The sequence below is a fragment of the Orientia tsutsugamushi str. Boryong genome, assembly GCF_000063545.1.
In the GTDB taxonomy this organism is placed as follows: Bacteria; Pseudomonadota; Alphaproteobacteria; order Rickettsiales; family Rickettsiaceae; genus Orientia; species Orientia tsutsugamushi_C.
Map to the genome: position 1 here is coordinate 304639 of NC_009488.1, position 23235 is coordinate 327873.

26 protein-coding genes, 1 tRNA gene and 7 pseudogenes are annotated in these 23235 nt (G+C 29.1%); 22 read left to right on the plus strand and 12 right to left on the minus strand.

Going from position 1 to position 23235, the window contains the following annotated elements; translation table 11 throughout:
- Positions 1-182: 182 nt before the first annotated feature.
- The 3 genes from OTBS_RS15785 to OTBS_RS15795 are packed head-to-tail and all read right to left on the minus strand — an operon-like array spanning position 183 to position 857.
- Positions 183-350: a transposase gene (locus OTBS_RS15785; protein WP_050897497.1), complete on the minus strand. Its 168-nt coding sequence runs from the start codon at positions 348-350 to the stop codon at positions 183-185.
- Positions 351-503 (minus strand): transposase, encoded by a 153-nt coding sequence (locus tag OTBS_RS15790; RefSeq protein ID WP_050897498.1) that lies wholly within the window; start codon positions 501-503, stop codon positions 351-353.
- 33 nt (positions 504-536) lie between these two features.
- Complete coding sequence (locus OTBS_RS15795; RefSeq protein WP_080571792.1) at positions 537-857, minus strand: helix-turn-helix domain-containing protein; 321 nt, start codon at positions 855-857, stop codon at positions 537-539.
- A gap of 280 nt (positions 858-1137) precedes the next feature.
- Between OTBS_RS15795 and OTBS_RS01440 the strand changes: the two are divergent.
- The 14 genes and pseudogenes from OTBS_RS01440 to OTBS_RS01495 form a co-directional block, all read left to right on the plus strand.
- A pseudogene (locus OTBS_RS01440) lies at positions 1138-1311 on the plus strand (conjugal transfer protein TraD); the annotation flags it as partial.
- A gap of 615 nt (positions 1312-1926) precedes the next feature.
- A complete protein-coding gene (locus tag OTBS_RS17425; protein WP_269763902.1) occupies positions 1927-2175 on the plus strand; it encodes a transposase in 249 nt (82 codons plus the stop codon).
- Positions 2144-2509, plus strand: coding sequence for a transposase (locus OTBS_RS17430; RefSeq protein WP_269763903.1), 366 nt, complete (start codon positions 2144-2146; stop codon positions 2507-2509). Before OTBS_RS17425 ends, OTBS_RS17430 begins: the two co-directional genes overlap by 32 nt.
- Before the next feature lie 510 nt (positions 2510-3019).
- The gene (locus OTBS_RS01450; protein WP_011944392.1) at positions 3020-4552 is read left to right on the plus strand and encodes an Npt1/Npt2 family nucleotide transporter; all 1533 of its coding nucleotides are present in this window, start codon (positions 3020-3022) and stop codon (positions 4550-4552) included.
- 154 nt (positions 4553-4706) lie between these two features.
- On the plus strand, positions 4707-6251 hold the full coding sequence (locus OTBS_RS01455; protein ID WP_011944393.1) for an Npt1/Npt2 family nucleotide transporter: 1545 nt from the start codon (positions 4707-4709) through the stop codon (positions 6249-6251).
- Between the two features lie 449 nt (positions 6252-6700).
- The gene (locus tag OTBS_RS01460; protein WP_232488845.1) at positions 6701-8056 is read left to right on the plus strand and encodes a hypothetical protein; all 1356 of its coding nucleotides are present in this window, start codon (positions 6701-6703) and stop codon (positions 8054-8056) included.
- Between the two features lie 19 nt (positions 8057-8075).
- Positions 8076-9092, plus strand: coding sequence for a polyprenyl synthetase family protein (locus OTBS_RS01465; protein WP_011944395.1), 1017 nt, complete (start codon positions 8076-8078; stop codon positions 9090-9092).
- A gap of 574 nt (positions 9093-9666) precedes the next feature.
- Positions 9667-9921 (plus strand): annotated as a pseudogene (locus OTBS_RS01470) (conjugal transfer protein); the annotation flags it as partial.
- A 1168-nt stretch (positions 9922-11089) separates the two neighbouring features.
- Positions 11090-11398, plus strand: a complete 309-nt coding sequence (locus tag OTBS_RS01480; RefSeq protein WP_041621102.1) for a hypothetical protein — start codon at positions 11090-11092, stop codon at positions 11396-11398.
- A 79-nt stretch (positions 11399-11477) separates the two neighbouring features.
- A complete protein-coding gene (locus OTBS_RS17785; protein WP_332370162.1) occupies positions 11478-11771 on the plus strand; it encodes a tetratricopeptide repeat protein in 294 nt (97 codons plus the stop codon).
- Entirely contained in the window at positions 11723-11932 is a 210-nt protein-coding gene (locus OTBS_RS17790) for a tetratricopeptide repeat protein (protein ID WP_332370177.1), read from the plus strand. The genes OTBS_RS17785 and OTBS_RS17790 overlap by 49 nt, the downstream gene beginning before the upstream one ends.
- Before the next feature lie 40 nt (positions 11933-11972).
- A complete protein-coding gene (locus OTBS_RS17795) occupies positions 11973-12257 on the plus strand; it encodes a hypothetical protein (protein WP_332370163.1) in 285 nt (94 codons plus the stop codon).
- A gap of 5 nt (positions 12258-12262) precedes the next feature.
- A pseudogene (locus OTBS_RS13750) lies at positions 12263-12627 on the plus strand (TraD N-terminal domain-containing protein); the annotation flags it as partial.
- A gap of 210 nt (positions 12628-12837) precedes the next feature.
- Positions 12838-13806, plus strand: a complete 969-nt coding sequence (locus OTBS_RS01495; RefSeq protein WP_080571794.1) for an IS110 family transposase — start codon at positions 12838-12840, stop codon at positions 13804-13806.
- 58 nt (positions 13807-13864) lie between these two features.
- Here the strand turns inward: OTBS_RS01495 and OTBS_RS01500 are convergent.
- Positions 13865-14299: pseudogene (locus OTBS_RS01500) on the minus strand (transposase family protein); the annotation flags it as partial.
- Between the two features lie 53 nt (positions 14300-14352).
- Here OTBS_RS01500 and OTBS_RS11145 point away from each other — a divergent pair.
- A protein-coding gene (locus tag OTBS_RS11145) for an IS5 family transposase (protein WP_157866298.1) occupies positions 14353-15176 on the plus strand; the annotation gives its coding sequence in 2 pieces (ribosomal slippage) (positions 14353-14740 and positions 14740-15176; 825 coding nt in all).
- Between the two features lie 23 nt (positions 15177-15199).
- Here OTBS_RS11145 and OTBS_RS11150 read toward each other — a convergent pair.
- Positions 15200-15600, minus strand: a pseudogene (locus tag OTBS_RS11150) (transposase family protein); the annotation flags it as partial.
- Between the two features lie 98 nt (positions 15601-15698).
- Here OTBS_RS11150 and OTBS_RS01520 point away from each other — a divergent pair.
- Positions 15699-16614: pseudogene (locus tag OTBS_RS01520) on the plus strand (type IV secretion system DNA-binding domain-containing protein); the annotation flags it as partial.
- Between the two features lie 8 nt (positions 16615-16622).
- Here the strand turns inward: OTBS_RS01520 and OTBS_RS15800 are convergent.
- Positions 16623-16769, minus strand: a pseudogene (locus OTBS_RS15800) (transposase); the annotation flags it as partial.
- A gap of 64 nt (positions 16770-16833) precedes the next feature.
- Here OTBS_RS15800 and OTBS_RS15805 point away from each other — a divergent pair.
- Genes OTBS_RS15805 through OTBS_RS15815 form a run of 3 tightly spaced genes read left to right on the plus strand, consistent with a single transcriptional unit; the run spans position 16834 to position 17470 of the window.
- Positions 16834-16929: a hypothetical protein gene (locus OTBS_RS15805; RefSeq protein WP_232488847.1), complete on the plus strand. Its 96-nt coding sequence runs from the start codon at positions 16834-16836 to the stop codon at positions 16927-16929.
- 44 nt (positions 16930-16973) lie between these two features.
- On the plus strand, positions 16974-17234 hold the full coding sequence (locus OTBS_RS15810; protein ID WP_232489031.1) for an ankyrin repeat domain-containing protein: 261 nt from the start codon (positions 16974-16976) through the stop codon (positions 17232-17234).
- A gap of 38 nt (positions 17235-17272) precedes the next feature.
- Entirely contained in the window at positions 17273-17470 is a 198-nt protein-coding gene (locus OTBS_RS15815; RefSeq protein WP_041621107.1) for a hypothetical protein, read from the plus strand.
- 120 nt (positions 17471-17590) lie between these two features.
- On the opposite strand, the gene OTBS_RS17435 is transcribed toward OTBS_RS15815, so the two are convergent.
- From OTBS_RS17435 to OTBS_RS17445, 5 genes are all read right to left on the minus strand, one after another.
- Entirely contained in the window at positions 17591-17785 is a 195-nt protein-coding gene (locus tag OTBS_RS17435) for an AAA family ATPase (RefSeq protein WP_332370178.1), read from the minus strand.
- 80 nt (positions 17786-17865) lie between these two features.
- Entirely contained in the window at positions 17866-18333 is a 468-nt protein-coding gene (locus tag OTBS_RS17440; RefSeq protein WP_269763904.1) for an AAA family ATPase, read from the minus strand.
- 80 nt (positions 18334-18413) lie between these two features.
- Positions 18414-18752 carry a hypothetical protein gene (locus OTBS_RS15345; RefSeq protein WP_193777003.1) on the minus strand — a complete coding sequence of 113 codons (339 nt, stop codon included), beginning with the start codon at positions 18750-18752 and terminating at the stop codon, positions 18414-18416.
- On the minus strand, positions 18718-19185 hold the full coding sequence (locus OTBS_RS13765) for a MobA/MobL family protein (RefSeq protein ID WP_157866300.1): 468 nt from the start codon (positions 19183-19185) through the stop codon (positions 18718-18720). Before OTBS_RS13765 ends, OTBS_RS15345 begins: the two co-directional genes overlap by 35 nt.
- 180 nt (positions 19186-19365) lie before the next feature.
- On the minus strand, positions 19366-19488 hold the full coding sequence (locus OTBS_RS17445; protein ID WP_269763905.1) for a hypothetical protein: 123 nt from the start codon (positions 19486-19488) through the stop codon (positions 19366-19368).
- A 396-nt stretch (positions 19489-19884) separates the two neighbouring features.
- Between OTBS_RS17445 and apaG the strand changes: the two genes are divergently transcribed.
- The gene (gene apaG, locus OTBS_RS01540) at positions 19885-20310 is read left to right on the plus strand and encodes a Co2+/Mg2+ efflux protein ApaG (RefSeq protein WP_011944399.1); all 426 of its coding nucleotides are present in this window, start codon (positions 19885-19887) and stop codon (positions 20308-20310) included.
- A gap of 385 nt (positions 20311-20695) precedes the next feature.
- Here apaG and OTBS_RS01545 read toward each other — a convergent pair whose 3' ends face one another.
- The gene (locus OTBS_RS01545; RefSeq protein ID WP_011944400.1) at positions 20696-22165 is read right to left on the minus strand and encodes a PleD family two-component system response regulator; all 1470 of its coding nucleotides are present in this window, start codon (positions 22163-22165) and stop codon (positions 20696-20698) included.
- 366 nt (positions 22166-22531) lie between these two features.
- On the opposite strand from OTBS_RS01545, the gene OTBS_RS01550 reads away from it, so the two are divergent.
- Both OTBS_RS01550 and OTBS_RS01555 read left to right on the plus strand, forming a co-directional pair.
- A tRNA-Ser gene (locus OTBS_RS01550) sits at positions 22532-22620 on the plus strand.
- A 26-nt stretch (positions 22621-22646) separates the two neighbouring features.
- The gene (locus OTBS_RS01555; protein WP_011944401.1) at positions 22647-23210 is read left to right on the plus strand and encodes a UbiX family flavin prenyltransferase; all 564 of its coding nucleotides are present in this window, start codon (positions 22647-22649) and stop codon (positions 23208-23210) included.
- Positions 23211-23235 lie beyond the last annotated feature (25 nt).

Sequence of the window (23235 nt, forward strand, 5' to 3'; positions counted from 1 at the left end):
GAAATCTTTATAATTCTTAACTTAATTAAGTAAGTATTCAAAGTACAAGTGCTGAAACATGAGTCTTTGGAGATAGTGTATAGTCATTTACAATCAGGTTTGAGCATAAAAAAAGAGACAATAGCATCATAAGATTTAACAAATTAAGTAATTTGATGTCTAATCCACCGCTTCATATTAGCCTAAAACTTCTCTATCGGATTTAAATCTGGAGAATAAGGTGGCCAAAAAATAACTTTACAACCAACAGACTCTATTAACTCTTTAGTTTTTTTCGATTTATGAAATGCTGCATTATCCATTACTACGAACTGAGCAGGCTTTAATTCATTAATTAATAACTGCTCCACCTAAGCTTCAAATAATCTTGTATTACACGAACCATTGAATATCATAGGTGCGATTGATTTATTATTAACATAACCAGCTATAATATTTGTACGTTCATAATATTTACCACTCTTTTTGCTGCTCACATGAGTTCCTTTTTTTTGCTCCACCATCTATCCTTGCATATGGACATTCCAATGCCACTTTCATCTATGTATACTAAGTTTTCCTTGAGTATAGAACTTATCACTTGTTGATATTTTTCTCTTATTTCTGGTTTTGCTTCCATGTAGGTCAACGTTTTTTTTATAACTATAGCCAAATTTTTTTATGTAATAACTTGCTCCTCTTATTGAAATTTTAAAATGCTTTCCAGCTTGTGCAAGAGTTACATTTGGATTTAGCAAAACGTATTTTTCAAATTCTATCTTATCTATTTTTCCTTTTTTGCCAGGGCGTGATCTTTCTTTATAATGACCTTCTGATTTATATCTTTTATACCAATTTCTTACTGTGTTTGCTGCTATATCAAATTTTACTGAGGTAGCATTACAACTTTTTCCTCAATTAACACATTTCATTACTTTATCTTGAAAGTCTTGGCTATATGATTTTGGCATTTTCTTTTCAGGATATTATATGCAAACTTCATTGTAAATGACTATAATGAAGCTTCTTCTAACCTTGGAGTCACGTTTTTTTGACTATAATTATTTGATGTTGGTTTAGCAGGTGCAGTTTTTTCTTTACTGGGATTTCATTTTGATATATTCTTGCCTGATTTTTTTATCTTTCTGAATTACTAATATGGCAAATCTTATGCAGCAAAAAATTACTCTCCAACAAAAAAAGGCTAAGCTAATCATGGATGATGTTAATCTCAAAATTAAAGAACGTAAAATGCGTACTCAGCGTCTTATCGAAATGGGTGGATTAAAAGTTGCTAAGGCTAAGCTTGATCACTTATCAGCAAATACTTTATAGTCATTTACAATGAAGTTTGCGTATAAAATATCCTGTTGGTAAATTTTATGATGCTATTGTCGCTTTTTTCTATGCTCAAACCTCATTGTAAATGACTATATTAGTTTCTCTGGATATACAACCATACGTGATGCTTTGGCATCATACGGCTCAAGCTTCTTTAAGCTCAATTTCTGTTGAACCTATTTAATATGTAAGCAAACGCGTTGTAAACGCCAGATTAGGATAAGTGGAAATATGAAATGTAGAGAATAAAAGGTATACAAAGAGAGAATGTTAAGTTATAAAAAAATTTAAATAAACAAGGAATAACCCAACATGAAAAAATGTATTATAACAGTATACTATTTAATAGATAATTTTTGCAAGATATATCAATAGTGGGAGAGAAAGAGATCAATACCAAGTAGTAATCAAAGGAACAAAGATGGGAAATTGTCCTTAGCTGAGTTATTAAAAATAGCGATATATTTTTATTTATCTCCATGCAAGGATTGTAAAAATTATTATCTATATTACTTGAGTTATAAGTATAAAGGATACTTTTGCTTACCAAGCTATAGTAGAATAATACAACTGTGGCCTAGAATATTGCTGCCATTAGTTGTATTAATGCATTATCTGAAAGGAGAAGAGACTGGTATATATCACATCGATTCTACAAAGTTAGCAATTTGTCATAATAAACGTACCTCCAGCAATAGAGTTTTTAACAAAATTTCTAAAATTGGTAAAAGTAGTTATGGCTCATTCTTAGACTTTAAGTTACATTTTATAATCAATAATAAAGGCAAAATAATGTCAGTTAAAATTACTAAAGGCAATAAAAGTGACCTATCTGTATCTTCAGTTTTTTTCTAAAGGCTTATCTGGTAAATTGTTTAGTGATAAAGCTTACATATCTAAAGAGTTATTTCATCAACTGTTGACCAATGGTTTACGTTTATTTACTAATCTTCGTAAAGGTATGAAAACATATTTATTGGACATGCAAGATAATCGGTTATTAAATAAACTTTCTTTAATTGAGTCTGTCTTTAATGTACTAAAAAAACATATGCTTTTAGAGCATACTAGACACGGTTCTCCTCTTAATTTCTTTGTTCATATAATTGCTTCTCTTGCTAGTTATTCTATCTCTAAACTTAATCCCCATCTTATCTCTTCTTCTTCTTCTCCTGACTCCTTATCCTAAAATTGACGTTTTGAAAAGCAATAACTGAAGATAAGCTATATGTAATGATACGAAGTTATCAGGAAAGCATAATATAGTAAATCCGTACGTTACGTTTGGTGATTCAGAGATAACTAAACTACTGTACCATAACTTGATCCTACCTTAGGGAGACCAGAGATATTGCAATATTTCTTTGTTACACGACACAGAGTTGTGTGTATTTTGTTTCAAAAAAATTTTTCTATAATATTAAGTGCTTTTCCTTTTTTCATATAGAAGATTTTTAACATAACTCTCAAAAAATATCTTTCTATCAGAGGTAAAATAAGAGCTATAGAGATAAAATATGTATAATATTAAAGCATGTTTTGTTTATTCTATTCTGTCGTTACAAACAATGCATTATTCACTTTTATAATAAGTTATGTATTTGGTTGATAATAAATTTTATTATTTATCATAATTGACTTGAATAAATAAATTCATATGATAATAATTGCTAAGATTTAATTCTTCAAACTATAAAGAATGAACTCTTACTATTTATTGTGCTATCTTCTTTCATGGGCTGCAATTAGAAGCTCTATGTCTTTTAATCTCAGTAAAATATTTAATCATATATGGCCGGTACATCGATGTGAACTGCCAAGATTTTTACTGATGACTGCTTTAATGTTTTGCATACTTTTGATTCAAAATTTAATTAGAGCTTTAAAAGATAGTATAGTAATTACTATGATTGGTGCTGAAACCACTTCTTTTTTAAAAATCTGGGGTGTATTACCAGCAGCATGCTTAATGACAATAATTTATATTAAATTAGTCAATGTTGTTAAGAATGAAAAAGTATTTTACATCATATTATTAACATTTTTAACATTTTTTTTTGTTTTTGGATTTATTATTTTTCCAAACTACCAATACTTACATTTAAATGATCAAAGCATTCAAGCTCTAGTTTCTAAATTTCCACATTTTCGCTGGATTATCTTAATGTTGGCAAAATGGAGCTTTTCACTTTTTTATATTATTTCTGAATTATGGCCTAATGCTGTTTTTGCGCTATTATACTGGCAATTTGTTAATATGGTAACTACAGTTGAGCAGTCAAGAAGATTTTATGTTTTATTTAGCTTATTTGGCCAAACTGGGTTATATATTTCTGGTACACTGATATCCTTTTTACCCTCAATGAGTAACTACTTTATTACTCATTATGATTTACAATGCAGTAAAACTACTGTTTATATTCAAATTATAATATCTATTGTTTTACTACTAGGTAGTCTTTCTATGCTTATTTTTGCAATATTAAACGCTTACATAATTAAAATTGATGATGTGAGTTTTAAGTTTAAGTCTAATAAAATGTCAATATTAGATGGCATAAAAACAGCACTTGAATCTAGATATATTAGGCTTATTATTACATTATTAATATGTTATGGCATAGCTATTAATTTAGTTGAAGCACCTTGGAAGTATAAAGCTGCTACTTTATATCAAACCCCAGAAGAATATAATGCTTTTGTTGGTTCTTATTTAAGCTATACTGGTATTTGCACTATACTGTTTGTTTTAGTCGGATCAAATATTGTGAGATATTTTGGGTGGAAAACAGCCGCAATGATTACTCCTATTATGTTATTTTCAACAGGTACAATATTCTTTATAACTTCAAGCTTTAATACTTCATTTCCTTTGTTTGAGCTAATCTGCCCTGCAATTGATCCACTTAGTATAGCAATTACCACTGGAGCAACATTAAATATTTTAACCAAGTCTAGTAAATATACTTTCTTTGACTCAACTAAAGAAATGGCATATGTTCCTCTTGATAATGAGTTAAAAAGTAAAGGCAAAGCTACAGCTGACGTAATGGGAATAAAACTCGGTAAATCTGCTAGCGCATTAATTCAATCATTAACTTTTACACTTATTCCTACTGCTACTTACCAATCTATAACTCCTTATTTAATGTTTATATTTATAATAATATGTATAGTATGGATGTGGGTAATTAGAGAATTAAACAAAGAATATTTAAAGTTAATTAGCTAATATGCACTAGATATACTTATTTACACCATTACTTTTATAGTTTAATACTATAAAACACCAATTTTAGTCGAATATATCTTATAATTTTGATTTTATTTGTTATGTGTTAAAAGTGAATTTTCTTCTTGTTGCTTTATCAAATTGATTCAATATAATGCAAAAAACTAACATTTTAAAAAAATTTACAAAAGCTCTATGGCCAATAGAACTTCATGAAATGAAGCTATTTATGCCAATGGCTTTAATTATATTTTGCCTATTATTTAACTTTAGTGCCTTAAGAGCAATAAAAGATAGCTTAGTTGTACCTTCAGTAGGAGCTGAAGTTATTAGCTTTCTAAAATTATGGTTAGTGTTACCTTCAGCAATTATATTCACTTTAACATACGTTAAGTTATCTAATAGTTACTCGATGGAAAATATATTTTATATCATAGTAACATTTTTTTTAATATTCTTTTTACTATTTGCTTTTATTGTTTATCCAAATGAAATGTTATTACATCCATCAGAGGAGCTAATTAAAGAAGCAATATATAATTATCCGCATTTACAGTGGATTATTAGAATTTGTGGAAAATGGAGTTATGCTGTGATGTATATTATCTGCGAACTATGGAGTGTCGTAGTGATTAATCTGATGTACTGGCAATTTGCTAATAATATGTTTAATATTAAAGATGCCAAAAGATTTTATCCAGCTTTAGGCATGATAGGTAATTTAGGGCTAATTGTTGCTGGTAATGTATTAATAGCATGTGCCAATAATTCAGAAATCTCAATAGCATCAGATATATTTGTAATCAATAGCGACTGTGCTAAAAATTCCGAAGCAATTTTTAAACATATTGTTATTGTTGTTACGATTTTTGGAATTATAGCGATTCTTACCTTTAAGTACTTAAATAACTTAGTATTAGGTAAAGCTGTTATAATGCATAACAAAGATAATCTAATGAATAATCTTAAGCTATATAATCATGGCACAACTAAATTATCTTTAAAAGATAGTATAAAGTTAATTTTAAGATCTGACTATATTAGTCGAATAGCAATTATGGTAATTTGCTATGGTTTATCAATCAATATTTTGGAAGGCCCATGGAAAGCTCAAATTAAAGAACTATATCCTACAACGCAGGAATACATTACTTTTATGGGCAAGTTTAATGTTGTTATGGGAATATCTTGTGTTATGTTTATGGGAATGAGTAGTAGTATATTACATAAATTTAATTGGTTATTTCCAGCTCTGATTACTCCTTTAATTATCGGAGTGACAGGTATAATATTTTTTCTGTTAATAATTACAGGAGAAACTGCAAGTACAATTTTTAGCACTGTTGGTTATAGTCCTATTTATTTAGCTGTATTAGTTGGAGCATCGCAAAATATTTTAAGTAAATCAAGTAAATGTTCCTTATTTGATGCAACTAAAGAAATTGCATATATTCCACTGGATATTGAAACAAAAATCAAAGGAAAAGCTGCAGTTGAGGTAGTAGGAGCAAAACTTGGAAAATCAGGCGGAGCATTTATACAGTTTTTAATTTTAACATTGTATCCAGAATCAACCATTAGCTCTATCTCGGCAATTTTAATGGGAGTATTTATACTAGTAGTTTTAATTTGGTTAATTGATGTTGTAAACCTTTATCATAAATATGATGATTTACAACAATTTATGGAAAAGAAGTAATGAGAAAAGTATATATAATTTTAATTACAAGCATTGTAGTACTATTACTTTTGCTTATTAGTTGGTATGCGGTATGGGAAATATTGGCTAATCGAATCACTAAAACATATGGAAAAAGAGATATTACAGTATATCAACAAGATAGCACTTACTCAACTATTAGCTTTTCAACTGTTAAAGCAATCACTACGCCTCTTAGTATAGGATTCGATGTTTTAGGTGTTACTATCAGTAGTATATCCGATAGTAACATATCTGAAATAATAAAATGCGATTCACCAATTAAAATAAGATATAGTTTAGCATCTAAAATTTTTTTAATAGAGTATAGTGGTCAATGTTACAGTAAGCAGACATATGACTCGAAATCAAGTTTTAACAATAATGTAGTTAAGATAGATGCTACGATATCTAGCGAATTAAAATTGTCAAAAAGACTATTTCAAATATTGAAAGAACATAATGCATTTGAATTAATCAATTATCTAAATCATTTTAAGCTTAACGTTAGAGAGTTTTCTGATTATGATAATGTTAAAAATCTACTAAAAAATAAAATACTAAAATCGTATTTTCACATTAGTTTTGATAATCATCCATATTATTACAGTGTTGATGATCTTCGAAATGATATACCTAAAAATTATGCTATAGATAGCAAAATTACAGTAGATCATATGAATTATTCATTTTCTCCTTGGAGTTTTGAGTTTAAATCAACTTTGGATTTGTTATTACCGAAAGTTTCTTGGTATTCCATAACAAAAAATATAGAGCAGAATAGTTTTAACGGTCAATTAAATATTGAAAACCTATCTTATGAAGATGATAAGCTGGCAGTATCTAGTAAAATAGATTATCAAAACTTAGCTCATATAGAAAATAAAAACAATAAATTAGCGACCTATTCTATTTTAAATATCAAGGATAAATTATCTTTTATTAAGATTTTACTGGCTAGTATTTTAAATATAGATGATGAAGAAAAAACAAATTCTGATATTACTGCTATATTACAGAAGATGGAAAATTTTGATTTTAAAACAGCAATGCAAAACATAGCTTTTGTATATACCGATAATGATATGTCATTACAAAAAAAAGAATGTTTAGCAAAATTAGATTATTTTGATCAAATAATTAATACAATTGCATTCCCTAATCAAATAATGCTAAATCTGGATTTTGAATTATTATCTAGTAGCAAGAGTAACATATTTAGACTTAATTTCTTAAAAATATTATTAAATGATTTTGGAATTGATATCAAAGACTCTCTCTATGACACAACAAATCCAAGGTTTATCACTAATTTTTATCTGCTAAATTTTAGAGATTTAGTAGACTTTATTATTGACTTTTACAATATTAAAACAATTATTGAAAATCATATTAAACTAAATAGTAAAGAAAACAAAATAGATGAAAATATACTGCAACAAAATCAATTAGTTGAACTTAATAAAGATATTTTAAAGTCGTTTTTATCAAAAATTTCAAAGCCATTACATGGTTCACCAAATATTAGAGTAATCAATTGTCATTATGATATATCTAATAAAATAAGAATTGGTAATTTAGACTTACTGGCAATAAGAGGTATGTACTATAGAACACTATATAATCAGGTACGTGAAATAATTACTAAATCTTCTACTCCTAGCAAACTAATACTAAAGTTTTTACCTCAGCTGCAGCAAAAGTCTGACTTAATAGATAAGCTAAATCGTTCTCCAGAAATTATTACACAAGAATTATGGATGGAAGTTTTAAAATCATTGTTAGAAGCACCAGCATGCCAGTAGAATTTAAGTATATAAGTGTATGAACTTAAAATTCAGTAACAACTGTAATAGCTTTATCGATAAATTAAGTAATTTTCTAGATAAAGATATGTCTGAAGTAAATAATGTTATATTAAACTGCATTTCTTCATCTCAAGAGCAATTAATTTATGAAGTTGGGACATATTTTTTTAATGCAGGAGGTAAAAGAATACGTCCTATGTTGACTATTATTATCAGTAAGTTATTTAATTACCATGGACTATCTCACTATTATCTAGCTGCTGCTGTTGAACTTATTCATTCAGCTACCTTGTTACACGATGATGTAGTTGATGAAAGCAAAATGCGCAGATCACATCCTACTGTTCATCTTAAATGGGATACTAAAACCAGCATATTAATTGGTGATTTTTTATTTAGTCAGTCGTTTAAGTTAATGATTAAAAGCAATTCTATAAGAGCGCTTAAAAGTTTTTCGTTGTCATTTAACACTATTATTACAGGAGAAGTTAAACAGTTAACACAATTACATAACCAAAAAATCATTACTGAAGATGAGTATTTTAGAGTAATACAAGCTAAAACAGCAGAACTATTTGGTACTTCATGCGAAATTGCTGCTATAATTTCTAATCAAAGTGCACCAACATGCCTACTAGTTAAAACATTTGGCATTAAATTAGGGCTGATTTTTCAAATAGTAGATGACATATTAGATTATTTTGGCAACTCAGATAGTTTAGGTAAAAATGTTGGAGATGATTTTATGGAGGGAAAAGTAACATTACCAATAATCATGGCATATAATTGCGCTTCTTCACAGAATGAAAGAGATTTTTGGCATAGAATATTCTTGAATCGAGAACAAAAAGAAGATGACTTTAAGCACGCTTTAAGTCTTTTATATACACACAATGTTTTAGCATTAATAAAACAAAAAATTTCTCAATTAGAACAACAAGTATACGATATTATTACTAAGTTAAATATAAGTTTAGAATATAAAAATTACTTAGAAAATCTAACTAAATATATTATTAATAGAATAAAATAATTGTTAGTCTAGTAAGTAGACACACGAGTTACAATTATACGCCAATAATTAGAAACACATCGTGTTTAATTAAGAAAAGAGAGCTGCAAAATATAACCATTCACATGAACTTGTTGTTATAACGCATTGATATATAGCATATAACATGTCTATAGGTAAAGGTGCAAAGACATATCAAATATAAAGAAGAAGAAAAGTTAATTTTTTATCAACTTCTACACTTTATAGAACCTACTATTAACCTATGTTAACTTTTATTAATATTTATAATCAATCTTCAATTTTAACTATAAATATATAGTCATTTACAATGAAGTTTGAGCATAGAAAAAGCGACAATAGCATCATAAGATTTACCAACATGATATTTTATACGTAAACTTCATTGTAAATGACTACATTTGCAATATTTGTCAATATAACAAAAAAATTAAAGCAAAAAGTTGAAAATAGGTTGAAAAAAATTTAGGAAATTAGGAGCAAGTTTTCAATCTAGAGGTTAATCTAATGATCAAAAAACATACGCAGCCTGGGATTGATAAATGATTTTCAAGTTATATGTATTATGAACAAATTTGTTGATGAAGATTGGAAACTAAATTTACTGCAATCTGTACATTCAAATCCTCAGTATTATAGCGAAATAGCTATTTACAGCCCTAATGTTTCAGGTGTTATAGGCAGATTATTAATGATTGATCCATTTACTCTACTGTTAACTTCGACGAATGCTAGAGATTATCAGGCTATAGAAGACTATATGGCTAAGGGTATGAATGTCAGTGAAGCAATTAATCATGTGATAAGAGAACGAGAAATAATTCCATGAAGCGCCAAGTAGGAGTATAGGCACGCTCTTTGCTTTATTCGCTGTTGCTTATCAACTAAGCGATACAATCGCTAATTCTTTAAAAGTGATTTGTTGAACCAAATGCAGATGGAATTTCAGGAAAAAGTTAGACAAAAAATCATGAGGCCAGTACCAGTAAAAAATTTGACTAAAGCTACTGAAAATAAAACGCGAGTATATGATTTTACCTACGTTTAAAAGGATGACATTAAGACAAAAAATGGTATAATAATAGTAAGGAGAGGAACTAAAATAAATCCTTTGGAGATGATGAAGATCAGGTTGCTTGGGCAAAATCAAGACCAGGAAAGATAGTGTTAGTTAATGGAAATCCTATTGAACTAAGCAATCTATTAGGCCGGCATGTATTCTTCGATCAATTGGGTTTTTTGAGTACGAAGTTTAAAATACAAGCTGTGCCAGCCACAATTCAACAAGAAAATAATGTGCTTAAAATTAGCGAAATAAGCACCCCATGAAAACAATATAACATATACTTGAAGCATATGTTGTAAATAGTATAACTCAATATACTAGTCAATTCAACTTAAAAGAAGGTTTTATATGAAAAGTTGGAAATTACAGCAATTAGAAAAAGATCTAGTAAAAATATTCAATCATACGCTTATAAGTGGTGAAATACAGGAGATAGTCAATCTAGTAGTAGCGATAGTAAAAGTAGTGGAACTAGTGCTAGTATTGGTTGTGGCGCTTTTTGTGCTATAGGTGTAGTTGAAGGAGCACACAAATATAATAATGAACAAGGTAACTCAGTAAATCAGCAACAATCACATAGTAAGACATTATCAAAAATTCAAAGTGCTGTTAAAGAAGGAATACTTAGTACTACAGATAGTGAGATACAGTCATTAAGTGAAAATTTTAGTGCTAACCTTTTTGAACAGCAATCAATTGGGTAAGAGATAGCTCAAACTAAACAAGAAATGGAGCAACTGAGTTACAGCATGAATTATGTATCCCAAAAACTCTACTACTATTGATCGTAATATTAATGAACTTGTATTAAATGAAATTATGGCTCGAAATCCTGAAATAACAAGCAAGTAGCAAGCAGCTAGATGGATAAGGTAGAAGCAGAAAAATTGCTTTTGATGTTGCTAAAATCAACAATGAAATACCTGAAGATTTGAATGATCATATTAATGCTGGCAACTTTTCTACTAAACGAGATATACAAGAAATTTTTAATAAAAAATCTGAGGAGTTAAAATGTCAAAACGCTAATTATATAAATAATAAGGCTTATAATAATAATATAGAACAAATTTTTAGTGATAACGAAAAAATAGAGAATCTTAATCGAATTTCTGATAATATTAAAAATGAGACTCAAAAAATACAGAAAAAGTTTTCTGATACTACTAATTCAACATTTTTAAGGGCTGGTAAGCAAGCTCTGGAAAATTTTGGAATAACGAAAAAAGATAAAAGTTAAAGGTATGTTGGATTTATGAAAAATATATATAAATTAGCTATAACAATAATTTTACTGCTAATGCTTTTAAATACAGTTATTGCAGCTGAAAAAAAACAAGCTAATTCAACAAAATAGCATTAAAGACGAAAATGTTTTAGCTAAAGAATATTCAAATATTGGAAGTTCTTTTTTAAGGCTAAAAAAATATCAAGAAGCAATTAAAATTTTTGATTTGGCTATTAAGTACAGATCTGATAATCCAGAAGCTTATTATAACAGAGGTACAGTATTAATGAAGTTAGGCTACATTCAAGAGGATATTGAAAATTATGATATAGCTCTATTAGGTACAGACCAAATTACTCAGAAGCTTATCATAATAAAGGGTTAACTTTATCATTTTTAGGACAATTGCAGAATGCAATAGAACATTTTGATTTAGCTATTAAATATGATCATAATGATGCAACAGCATACTGTAATAAAGGTTATGTGCTAAGTATGTTAAAAAAGTATCCAGAAGCAATAAAAAAGCTGCAATTTAGCAATTAAATATGCTCCAAATTGTGCAGATTCTTATTATATCAAAGGAATGGTTTTTGAGAAATTAGGAAAACATCAAAAAGCAATAGAAAACTATGATATAGCTATTAAGTACAAACCTAATTTTGCTGAAAATTATCTTGAAAAAGTAATTTCATTAGTAAGTTTAGGACAATACTCAAAGGCTAAGGAGAATTTTAACTTAGCTATTAAATATATGCCTAATCTTATAGAAGAATATAAACTAACAATTAAAAAGTTAACAGAATTTGAGAATTTTACTATTGCAAAAGACTACGAGCAAAAACTACAGATTTTGAAAAAATACTCTTGAGATAGATGAATTTTCAGAATCAAGGTAATTTTACTAGGGGATCGCAGTTATTTGCCCATAAGTTAAGAATGTTTGGGCAAGGTAGTACAAATGTTTTTACAATTGGGTTAGGATTATCGATATTATGGATTATATGTCGATTATATCAAAAACTTTTTTTGAGCAGTTTGTATTATTTTGTAATTGAAAGATATGTGTAGCTTAAGTTAGCAATTGGTGAACATTTTTATGATATCGATCAAATTTTGATTCTAAATGTGATAAGTTGCTTAATCCTTTGGAAAAAAATAGTGAGCAGTGGTTGCCTTGGAATGATTGTTTTGAAGCAGCTGATTTTCATGATATAGCTAGTAGTTTTAGTAATTATACTCCTTGTATGATAAAAATAAGTGAAATTGCAATAAAATAAAAGATTATAGCAATAGCACAAAAGAAAGCTAGTATACAGTTATGCTCCTAAGGCTACTAGCCTGAATTTTAGATAAGTAACTATCTTTTTTAACTAAAAACCGGACGGTATTCTTAGGCAAAAAAGCCTGTATTTACAAGGTTGGTTTTGAGATATTTAACATAAAATTTGGTGATTATGAATAGTATAATTGTAGGAATTGATATTTCTAAAGAGACATTTGATGCCGCTGTGTTAATTAATCATAAAGTTCAAACAAGAAAATTTAATAATAATTCTGAAGGATTTAACAAATTAGTAACATGGTTAAAAAGCAGAGAAACTGGACATGTTTGTATGGAAGCAACATGTATCTACTGGAAAAGCTTAGCGAAATATCTGTACGATTATGGCTATAAAGTGAGTGTAGTAAATCCTGCTCGTATTAAAGGTTTTGCAATGAGTAAACTTAGTCGTACAAAAACAGATAAAGCAGACAGTGTATTAATAGCAGATTTTTGCAAAGCAATGAAACAGGAAGCATGGTATCCACAGCCGCATTATATTCAAGAACTACAGCAGCTGGTTAATCGCCTGAATGTTTTAATTAAGCATAAAACACAAGAAACAAATAGATTAGAAGGAGCTTCTAAAGCAATTGCTAATAATATTCAAATGCACATTGAATTTCTTGAAACACAAATTAAAGAAATTGAACAACTAATCAATGACCATATTAAAAATAACAAAGATCTTCACAATAAAGCTATGTTACTTGAATCAATACCAGGTATAGGAGCAAAAACACAAGCTATAGTTCTGGCTTTTTTAGCAGATATTGAGAAATTTAGTTCTGCTAAACAAGTTGTAGCTTTTGTAGGTCTTAATCCTAAGCATCGTCAATCTGGTAGTTCTGTGCGTGGCGCTAGTAGAATCTCTAGAACTGGTAATTCAGATCTACGTAAGTCTTTTTATATGCCTGCTATGTCTGCCTTAAGACATAATTGTATTATCAAGCATTTTTCTCAACGTTTATCTAACACTGGTAAACCCAAAATGCTTATCCTTACTGCTGCTATGCGTAAGTTACTACATATTATTTATGGCGTTTTGAAGCATAATTCTCCTTTTAATCCTAATGTTTCAATCCAGCAAAAATAATAATTTTATAAAAACTTACATCTTTTTTATAAAATTATTAGACCTCTTTCGAAACTGGTTAAGGTGGATCAAAATTATAAATGCCAGAGATCAAATTAAATCTAATACCGAATCTTTTACGTCTATTTCGATATTTGTCAGCAATAATTTTGAACCGTTTTAGCATACCAATAACGTTTTCATTGACAACTCTTTCTCCTGCTAACCTACGATTATTCTTTTTATCATTTTTAGTTAAAGGATTTTTCTTGCTTTTTTTCTTTGGTAATGCAGAATTATTGTGAATTTTTTGTATACCTTGATATCCTGTATCAGTAATCGCTTTAATCTTAGGATGGATAAGAATTTTGGATTCCTTAAATAATCTAAAGTCATGTTTTTTACCGTTAGAAAAATCTGTACATATTACTTGGTGTGTTTTATTGTCTACCACTATTTGAGTCTTTAGTGTATGCCTTTTCTTCTTTCCTGAATAATAGAATAGACTTCTTTCGAAACTATACAATGATGTAAAATGGTGTTATAAAGATCTGATTTGAAGTAATAATGAAATTAGATCAGATTAAAGAGTTAAAGGATGAAAAATTTCGTCGATTAACAGTAGTAAGGAAGGGAACATTCTCAAAGATGGTGGATATTTTGAGGAAAGCTGATGGTGTTAAGAAATCAAAAGGAGGGCGTAAAAATAAGCTCAATTTGGAGGAACAGTTATTGATGGCCTTAGAATACCTTAGAGAATACCGTACTTATTTTCATATAGGTCAGAACTATGGGATTAGTGAAAGTTCAGCATATAAAGCTGTAAAATGGGTAGAAGACACCTTAGTTAAACACCCAAACTTTGCTCTTCCAGGTCGTAAAGCTCTAATGAATAGCGATATGAATTATGAAGTAGTCTTGATTGATGCTACTGAGAGTCCAATAGAAAGACCCAAAAAAAACAAAAATTCTATTATTCAGGAAAGAAGAAAAGGCATACACTAAAGACTCAAATAGTGGTAGACAAGAAAACATACCAAGTAATATGTACAGATTTTTCTAACGGTAAAAAACATGACTTTAGATTATTTAAGGAATCCAAAATTCTTATCCATCCTAAGATTAAAGCGATTACTGATACAGGATATCAAGGTATACAAAAAATTCACAATAATTCTGCATTACCAAAGAAAAAAAGCAAGAAAAATCCTTTAACTAAAAATGATAAAAAGAATAATCGTAGGTTAGCAGGAAAAAGAGTTGTCAATGAAAACGTTATTGCTATGCTAAAACGGTTCAAAATTATTGCTGACAAATATCGAAATAGACGTAAAAGATTCGGTCTTAGATTTAATTTGATCTCTGGCATTTATAATTTTGATCTACCTTAACCAGTTTCGAAAGAGGTCTAATTTTTGTTTTTTTTATGTCTTTCTATAGGAGTCTCAGTAGCATCAATCAAGACTACTTCATAATTCATATCGCTATTCATTAGAGCTTTACGACCTGGAAGAGCAAAGTTTGGGTGTTTAACTAGTGTATCTTCTACCCATTTAACAGCTTTATATGCTGAACTTTCACTAATTCCATAGTTCTGAACCTATATGAAAATAAGTACGGTATTCTCTAAGGTATTCTAAGGCCCATCAATAACTGTTCCTCCAAATTGAGCTTATTTTTACGCCCTCCTTTTGATTTCTTAACACCATCAGCTTTCCTCAAAATATCTACCATCTTTGAGAATGTTCCCTTCCTTACTACTGTTAATCGACGAAATTTTTCATCCTTTAACTCTTTAATCTGATCTAATTTCATTATTACTTCAAATCAGATTTTTATAACACCATTTTACATCATTGTATAGTTTCGAAAGAAGTCTATTATTTCTTTTCTTGATTCTTAACACGGTATCTAAAATTGATGACTTTTTTGCTAAAAATGCTGAATTAGTCTTATCTGAAGCGTTGAAGCTATATCAGGATGACAAAGAGATATCATAAAACTAATTCATACAATCATTTACTCTGATAATAGACAATTTGCAAAAGCTTTTAGAAACACAGCTGTATCAGGTATTATAAGCGAAAGCGCTCCTGAAACTTCTGCAGGAATTCAATCTACTCTTGGAAAAATATTACTTCGCTACAATATTTAAAGCCTGGAGGTAGTTTTAGCATAAAAGAATGGTTTAGTAATTCAAATGAAACTGGCTGGCTATTTATCACAGCTAATCCAAGTCAAAGAGCTACTTTACAGCTACTTATTTCAGCCTGGATAAGCATAGCTATCAAGGCTTTGATGTGTAGAAATCCTAATCATGATAACAAAAACATGTGGTTTATACTTGATGAACTGCCAGCTCTACAAAAAGTTTCGTCTTTACCAGTTGCTTTAGCTGAAAGTAGAAAGTATGGAGGCTGCTTTGTTGCTGGATTGCAGAACATTCATCAATTAGAAGCAATATATGGGGCTGCTGAATGTGCTTCTATGCTTGATTTGTTTAATAGTAAATTTATTTTTCGAGTTAGCGATCAGGTTACAGCTTATAAATCAGCATTAACACTAGGTGAGCAAGAAATTATTGAAACTCAAGAAAACTTGTCATATGGCTCAAATACTATGCGAGATGGAGTAAATATGAATAATGTTGAGCGTAAAAAGCTTTTAGTTATGCCATCTGAAATTATGAACCTACCAGACCTAACTTGTTATGTAAAGCTTGCTGGTAACTTTCCTATCACAAAACTAACTATGCAGCTACAAAACTTAAATATAGCTTTTGTTTTGGGATATACATTGCTCAAAAAACTTAAGTTAGTGGATTATTAATTTAAAAGTTAATAATCCATGTTATTTTTTACATTAACCACTTCTTCTTTTGATAACCCAGTAGTTTCAGAAATAAATTCAACTGAAAAGCCAGCTTTTAATAAGTTCCTTGTAAGCTCTTGTGCAGCTTCAGCTCTGCCTTTAGCTATGCCTTCGTCATATATTGTGCAGCAATTGTTCCCATAATCCTTTGGATATGCAGATATTGTAGAGCTTTTATTGAAGCATAGTTCTGATGTTATTAATTTACTTAATCAGAATAAATGTACAGCTTTACATTATGCTGCTTTGCATGGTAACATAGGTAGAGTATAAAGTTACTGTTAAAGTATAATTCTAAAATTAGTAATTTACAGGATATTTGTGGAAATACTGCTTTGCATTATGCTGCTGCCAGATGTCACATAGACAGTGTAAAGCTTTTGTTGAATCATAATCTTGAAATTGAATTACAGGACTATCTTTATATTGATATTATTAATAATAATGCATTAAATACATATGAAAAAGAAGTGGTTGAATTATTCATAACTCATGCTGTAAAAGACACTTTAGTAAAGATATTAACTCAAAAATTGTTACACAGAATACAAATTTTATACAAAATTCACCAAATTTAAACGAATTAGCTCAAAGATGTGAACAAGAAATACAAAAGATGCAAAATATTAAGATTGGTAGCAGCAATGAAACTATATATAGTATGTACTTATTACCAAATAATACTAACGTACTAGCAAGATATTCAAATAATCTTGAAGTCCTAGATTGGTATAAAAATTCTAAACAAGAATCTCCTATATATGGACCTGAAATCGCAAGAACAATTAAGAATGGAACCAATAGAAAAAATTAGTCGACATCTTTATTACGTACTGTAATTACCAATTTTTCATGTGGTTTAAACTTGCTTAGACTCCAGTTGTATATTAACTTACTCATTGAGTCCTGCAACGTATTATCAAACTTAACGCAGTTATTTTGCCTCAGGTAAGGTTATACCGCTTAAAATATTACTCTCAGCAAACTTCATTGCTACCTCTCTGCTCCAGTTTTCACTTTGTCTTCGAATATTCACTAAAACATGTGAACCGAAAATATTACTCAGAATCTCAAACATTCCGCCTCTTTCTATTGAAGCTAACTGCTTTTCATCCCCAGCGAGTATCAGTTGACAATTATTGTTTCTAACTACTCTAAATAGCTCTGCCTAAGCTTTAGTACCTACCATTCCAGCTTCATCTACTACTATTAACCTATTTTGCATAAAAATTTTTTTCGATTATACAAAAATCCCTTTACTGTATAGACATCTGTATAACCTTTGTTCTTCAGCTCTGATACTGCCTTATGAGTGGGAGCAAGGCCAATAACTTTTTGTCTACAATTTGTTGCAAGCTCATACGCTTTTGCTAAAACATAAGATTTTCCTGTACCAGCTCTTCCTCTTAAGACTTTAACTCCACTAGTGCTAAGCAAAATATGTCTTAGAGCTTGTTTCTGTTCTTCACTAACATTTGTTAGTCCTTCTATATCGCTTTTAAGATTGTAAATATCGTTGTAATAAACCTGATCATTGATTTTATTAGCTATTCTGATTATTCTCGTCTCCTCATTTCGAACCTCAGTTGTAGTAAAATATTTGCTACTTTCACCATCATCATGGTATAACTCTAGTATTCTATTTGAACTAAGTACTTGCTGAACTAACAGTTTCATTTCTGCTTTCGCTGAATATATGGTATATCTTTTACTGCTTTTTCGATATCCTGCTTAAGTAAAAATAGATTTGTAATGTGTTATAGAGAATCCGTTATTACATCAGCATCCTTAATAATTTTTAAATTAGCCTCTTTACGTAACTCATTTTCATTTGCTGCTTCATTAATTAAACTTCTAATTCTAGTAGGCACAATATGCTTTTGCAGCACTGCACTTATCTCGCCAACTCTATTTGATAAGCCTAATTTAGCGAAAAACGCATTAATTATTTCTTTTTCATGAATCATCTCAGAATCTTGAATAACAAACTTTTTGCCATTAACTGTTCTGAATTTAGGCTCTAAGTCAACAGCTTTAGCTCTCAATTCTTCACCATTCTCTTTAAATCTTCTTGGTAGTAACCAATATATGTGCATGCCAGTTTTTATCTCCTGTATGAGGCTTATGAATATCTCTATCTGCACTCCAAGACCATTTTGCACAACATTCCATTGCATCAACTATTTCATGTGTAATCTTTATTCTATCTTCTAAATTCAACTCCTTATCGTCTGGCAATGCTATTACTATATCCTTCAACAACTTACTATTTTCTCTTTTTTCTGTTCGTTCCACCTCATTCATTAATGTTTGAATATTCTTGAATTTTTGATTTACATAAGCTGGTATCAGTACTGTATGATATACGTTATCTTTCTTACGAGAGAAGTTATACCTTATATTTGTCTTCTTGTTTTTAACAATAGTTCTTGCATTATACACTGCCTTACAACAACTATTACATCCTTTACTTCTACTTAAAAATTCAATCCTTGCAAACTGTATCGCCATCTCAACACCAATTCTCACCTTAGTTTTTTAAGTTAGCATGATTTTTTTGGTTTTGCTAGCACAAACTGCTTTTTGTTAACACTAGATCAGCTAATGAGTACTCATTTTTTAGCATCGCTCTTTATGGAGCGCATATTGCGTATAAGCTTATTCTTTAATAAAGCTTCTAACCTTGGATTCACGTTTTTTTGACTATAATTATTTGATGTTGGTTTTTGTCGGTGCGTTTTTTTTCTTTACTAGAATTTCATTACCATTTGAAAAATCTGTACATATTACTTGCATTACTTTCTTATCTATTTCTCTAAAAAAATCTGCCATCTGTAGCCTATTTTATTTGCTGATACTTCTGTATAATATATATTTTTAAAATCTCTGCATGCATTATCTATTACTCTAACTTTCATTCATACAGCTACTCTACTTTTTATTTCTCTACTTAATCAAAATATATATTTTCTTGAAACTATACTATATCATATTAATAACTGAAAAATTATATTATACAGTTATTAATATGATAATAATGATATAATGCAATTAAACCCTAAAACTGATAAAGTTAGATTATATCAGAACTATTGCAATCTTATTCTGATTTGTTTTTTACTTTAAATGTGACTTTTTGATGTTTTTGCATAAGTTTTGTCAATTTTTTAGTAGTTTAATTAAATTATATTATTATTATTTTATTAGTATCATTGAAATTATAATATAATGAATATAGAGAATCATCAATTTAATGGATTTCATGCTTTAACAGCTGATATATTGGTAACTGTAAGGCCAGCTTTTTATCCTGAAGCATCTAATAGATTACGTTCTATATATGTATGGCTATATAATGTCCGAATCAAAAATTTAAGACAGAATCCTGTACAATTATTAAGTAGATATTGGCAAATATATGATTCTAGTAGTACAGTTGAAGAAACAGAAGGAGAAGGAGTAGTAGGTCAGCAGCCTGTCTTAAATTCTATGGAAGTTTTTGAATATGTAAGCCAAACCAGGTTATTTACTAATTCTGGTCTTATGAAAGGAAAATACACTATGCTGGATAAGTCATCTTTGGAAAAATTCAAAGTTACAATACCAACTTTTTCATTTGATGTCGACCTATTAAATCCCAAGTTTAAAAACTAATATAACATGATCAGTTGTGAGATATTAATATTTTCTTGTTGCAATCATAATTATTTTAGGTAACATTAGCGTATGTTTGTCACTTTTTAACAATTCTAACTCCAGAATAGGATAAGTGAAAGTATGAAAAGTATAATACAGAATGCCTACAAAGAATAATCAGTTATTAAGCATCGTTTTTATAATATACTTTACAAAGTGTAACTACCTTCCAGAATTAAGCGCTATATCGAACTCTGGTTAAAATTAACTTAATATACTCAAAATTAACATTATACAAAGTTTAATCTTTTACTTAATCTTAATGCTTTTTGATATATGACTTTATGACTTATAGTTAACTTATGACTTATAGTTAACTTTGGTCAATTTGTTACACTTAATTTTACCTAAATAGAGCCCATACTTGATTTCTACCATAATGTTTGGCATTATAAAGTGCTTTGTCAGTTCTGCTAATTAAAGCATTAGCATCTTCTGGTGGATCGTACTCAGTGATTCCTATTGATATAGTTTGCTTAAGTTGAAGTTTTAGATTAGAAATGATAAAATTGTGTGTTTCAATTTTAATTTTAATTCTATTTGCCAATGCTATTGCCTTTTGCTGATCAATATCATCATCGTAGATAGTAATTATAAACTCTTCCCCACCATATCTTGCAATTAAGTCAGTAACTCTGATATTAGTCTCTATAATTTTGACAGAAGCCTTTAATACTTCATCACCTACTTGGTGTCCATAAATGTCATTTACCATTTTAAAATGATCAAAGTCTATCATTATTAAAAACAGTGACTTATTACTGTCTTTAGCATCATTAATAAGTTGATTAATATGACTGTCAAAGTATCTACGATTAAAAATATTAGTTAATCCATCTTTTGCTGCTAAGTTTAACCTATTATCTAGATCTTGCTTTAGTTGATCTTGATATTGTTTACGTCTTAATTGAGTTTTAATTCTTGCTAGTAATTCGTTATTGTCAATTGAGTAAGGAAAGAAATCATTTATTCCCATTTCTAATCCCTTAAGTAGTTTATCAGTACTAATATCATCATGATCTCTGTTTTCCAATGAATCTTCAGTTAACAGTATAAATGCTGATTGCTTTAATTCATCTTTAGACCGTAAAATTGCATATACTCTTAATGGATCTTCTAATATAATTTGGTTATTAATTATTAACAAATCTGGAACCAAGCTAGTAGCTATTTTCTCTAAATCTGTTAATAACTTATTTTTGTTATCTGTATAATTTATACATTCAAATAACTCAACTTTTTTAGTAAGGCATGTTATTATTTCTGAGATGCGATTGAACCATATAGCATCATCATCGATAATTAAAATTGTACTATTTGAAAAATCATTACTTTGTTTAAAACCAAGTGTAGTACCAACCTTATTAGCGTTAAGAAATTCAGAATCATTATTATTAATTTGATTGTAAGTTATGCTGCGAAGTTTTATTTGATTAGAAACTGCCTTCATACGCACTAATGATTTTACTCTAGCAAATAAAGAAATATCTTCTATTGGTTTAGTTAAAAATTCATCTGCTCCACATTCAAGACCTTTAACTTTATCCTCAATATCTGATAGCGCAGTTATTATGATTACAGGTATATGAGCAGTATCTTGATTAGACTTTATGGCTTTGCAAAGTTCAAAGCCATCCATACCTGGCATCACAATATCAAGTAATACAACATCTATTTTAATAGCTTCAAGTATTTTAATAGCTTCTTGTCCATTAGCAGCGGTGTATACAGTATAATATTCTGTTAATAACTTTGTTTCTAAAAGCTTTCTATTATATTCTAAATCATCAACAACAAGTATTGCAGCAGTCATACTACAGAAAGAAATAATGGCATTGGATCATGATATCACTATTGGTACTATCATTCTACTACATTAACTATATAATAAATATTACGATAATAAATATAATACATTTAATTACATGTGTAAGCTAAATTAAGTATTTTATAATTAATTTTATTATTGTATGATATTACTTTTTATTGTATATTTTAGCACAATTTAAAGATAATATAAGGTTTTTTATATTTAATATTAAGAATAAAACAACAGCAATTTTTTTATGTACTAACATATTATGTATTACATGCTTAATATGCCAGTTTACATCAACATTAAGCAATTAGTCTCTTTTCAAAAATTAGCAATGAGTTTTATTTACACTATATTTCAAATGGAAAAGTGGCCGAGTGGTTTAAGGCGCATGCCTGGAAAGCGTGTTTACGTTAACCGTATCAGGGGTTCAAATCCCCTCTTTTCCGCCATTTATCATTCATTATAGTATATAGTAATGTATAAACAAAATAATATTGTTGTTGCTATTACTGGAGCATCTGGAGCAATATTTGGTATTAAAGCTCTTGAGTTGCTAAAAAATCATGGTATTGCTACTCATTTAATTATCTCTAAGGCAGCTGCATTAACTATCTCAATTGAAACTAAGTTTACGATTAAGGATGTTATAAAGCTATCTACTTTTTATTATAAAAATTCTGATATTGCAGCTGCAATATCTAGTGGGTCATTTAAAACTTGTGGTATGATTGTTGCTCCTTGTAGCGCTAAAACGTTAACTTCCATTGCTCAAGGATATGAAGATAATTTAATTGTAAGAGCAGCATCTGTTAATCTAAAGGAAAGACGACGCTTAGTATTAATGTTTCGAGAATCTCCATATCACATAACACATTTGGAAAATATGAGCAAAGTAACAAATATTGGAGGAATAATAGTACCACCTGTACCTGCATTTTACAATAAACCGGCAGATATTGAAGATATTATTGAATACTCTGTTGGCAGAGCACTTGATTTATTTGACTTAGATATTAACCTTAATAGGTGGAAATCATAATTTTCCAACAGTTTGATATTTTATG